Consider the following 2,028-nt stretch of genomic DNA (forward strand, 5'->3'; position numbering starts at 1 on the left):
TCTCCGCGATGGAGAGGTAGGGGCTGAGCGCGAGCTCCTGGTGGATGATGACCACCCCGTCGCGCTCGCTGTCGTTGATGGATCCGTAGCGGACCTCGCGGCCGTCGATGGTGATCGTGCCCTCGTACGAGCCGTGCGGGTACACGCCGCTGAGCACCTTCATCAGCGTCGACTTGCCCGCGCCGTTCTCGCCGCAGATGGCGTGCACCTCCCCGCGGCGGACGGTCACGTCCACGCCGTCGAGGGCGCGCACGCCGGTGAACTCCTTGACGATGCCGGTCATCTGCAGGATGACGTCGTTCATTCCTGTGGCTCCTGGTTCCCGTTCGGGTCGGTCGCGCGCGCCGGGTCGGCGCGCGCGGGGTGGAGACGGATGCGCGGCCGACGGGCGCCCGGCGTGGTGCCGGGCGCCCGTCGACCGCGGTGCGGGCTACAGGCCGACGTCGGAGGCCTTCAGGAAGCCGGAGTCGACGAGCGTGGTCTGCACGTCGTCCTTGACGACCACCTGCGGGTCGAGGAGGAACGACGGGACGACCTTGTTGCCGTTGTCGTACGAGTCGGTGTCGTTGACGGTGACGTCGTCGCCGGCCACGATCTCGCCGATCATCTTCTGCACCTGGTCGCCGAGCGCCCGGGTGTCCTTCCAGACCGTCATGGACTGCTTGTCCGCGAGGATCGCCTGGACGTTCGCCTTGTCGGCGTCCTGGCCGGTGATGACGGGCCAGTCGGCGCCGGGCGCGTAGCCGGCGCTGGAGAGCGACGCCTCGATGCCGAGCGCGAGGCTGTCGTTGGGCGAGAGCACGACCTGGACCTTCTGGCCGCCCGTGTAGAACGACTGCAGGCGGTTGTCCATCTCGGCCTGCGCGTCGTCGGATCCCCAGCCGAGGATGCCGATGGACTGCCAGTCCTCGCTCGTGGCCGGCGACTTGCCCGAGGGCACCGTCAGCTTGCCGCTCTCGACGTAGGGCTGGAGGACGTCCCAGGCGCCGCCGAAGAAGAAGCCGGCGTTGTTGTCGTCGGGGCTGCCGGCGAACGGCTCCATGGTGAAGGGCCCGGCGGCGTTGTCGAGGTCGAGCTGGTCCTTGATGAACTCGCCCTGGAGCTGGCCCACCTTGTAGTTGTCGAAGGTCGCGTAGTAGTCGACCGCGTCCGTGCCGTTGATGAGGCGGTCGTACGCGATGACGGTGACGCCCTGCGTCTTCGCGTCCTCGAGGGCCGGGCCCAGGGTCTTGCCGTCGACGGCCGCGACCACGAGGATCTTGGCGCCGCCCGCGACCTGGTTCTGGATCTGGCTGATCTGCGCGTCGGTCTTGTTGTCGGCGTACTGCAGGTCGACCGCGCAGTCGTCGGCCTCGAGCTTGGTCTTCAGGCCCTCGCCGTCGTTGATCCACCGCTCGAGGCTGCGGGTGGGCATCGAGATGCCCACGTTGCACTCGGTGCCGGACTCGTCGCCGCCACCGGCCGAGCCGGTGTTCGTGGCGCCCTGGGGCGCGCACGCGGTGAGGCCGACGGCGACGCCGGCGAGGAGGAGGAGGGAGCTGATCTGTCGTGCGTGTCGTCCGGATGCCATGTCGGCGGGTCCTCTCGGGTGGCCCGCCCGGGCCGTGCGGGCACCGGGCCGCGCGTCGTCGCGGGAGCCGTGCGGTGCGCCGACGCGTCCTCGGGTCGGGTGCTGCTGTGGTGTGGAGGTGCTGGGCGACGCGGAGCGGACGGCCGGTCACCGGCGGTCCGCACTTTTGTCGTCGGTCAGAACTTATCCATTTCCCTGGCTGCGGATACGGCTGCCGTGAGACGTTACGCAAGCGTTACCGGGGTGTCCCGCGGTCGGGGGTGCCCGCGCGGACGACGGCCGGGGCTGCGCGGATCGGACAGGCCCTCGCGCGGGGGCGGTCGGCGGCGTAGACAGGTCCGATGAGCACCGATCGCCGCCCCGCGCGGCTCCCCCGCGTCCTCGCTCCCCTCGCCCTCGCCGCCGCCCTCGGCCTCGCCGGCTGCACGGGGTCCCCCGGCGGATCGGCCGGCGCGACG

General features: G+C 71.1%; 2 protein-coding genes. Both read right to left on the reverse strand.

The features are described from left to right. On the reverse strand, positions 1–304 hold a 304-nt coding region (locus Q6969_RS15275), incomplete at its 3' end, for an ATP-binding cassette domain-containing protein (RefSeq protein ID WP_317231208.1). Between the two features lie 126 nt (positions 305–430). Next, a complete protein-coding gene (locus tag Q6969_RS15280) occupies positions 431–1,570 on the reverse strand; it encodes a sugar-binding protein (RefSeq protein WP_317231209.1) in 1,140 nt (379 codons plus the stop codon). Positions 1,571–2,028: the final 458 nt, after the last annotated feature.

The sequence above is a fragment of the Clavibacter sp. MX14-G9D genome, assembly GCF_032917815.1.
GTDB lineage: Bacteria > Actinomycetota > Actinomycetes > Actinomycetales > Microbacteriaceae > Clavibacter > Clavibacter michiganensis_K.

What these genes read in the sequence shown, in the direction of transcription:
- Q6969_RS15280 (WP_317231209.1), bottom strand. Translation starts at nt 1,570, where the DNA reads ATGGCATCCGGACGACACGCACGACAGATCAGCTCCCTCCTCCTCCTC.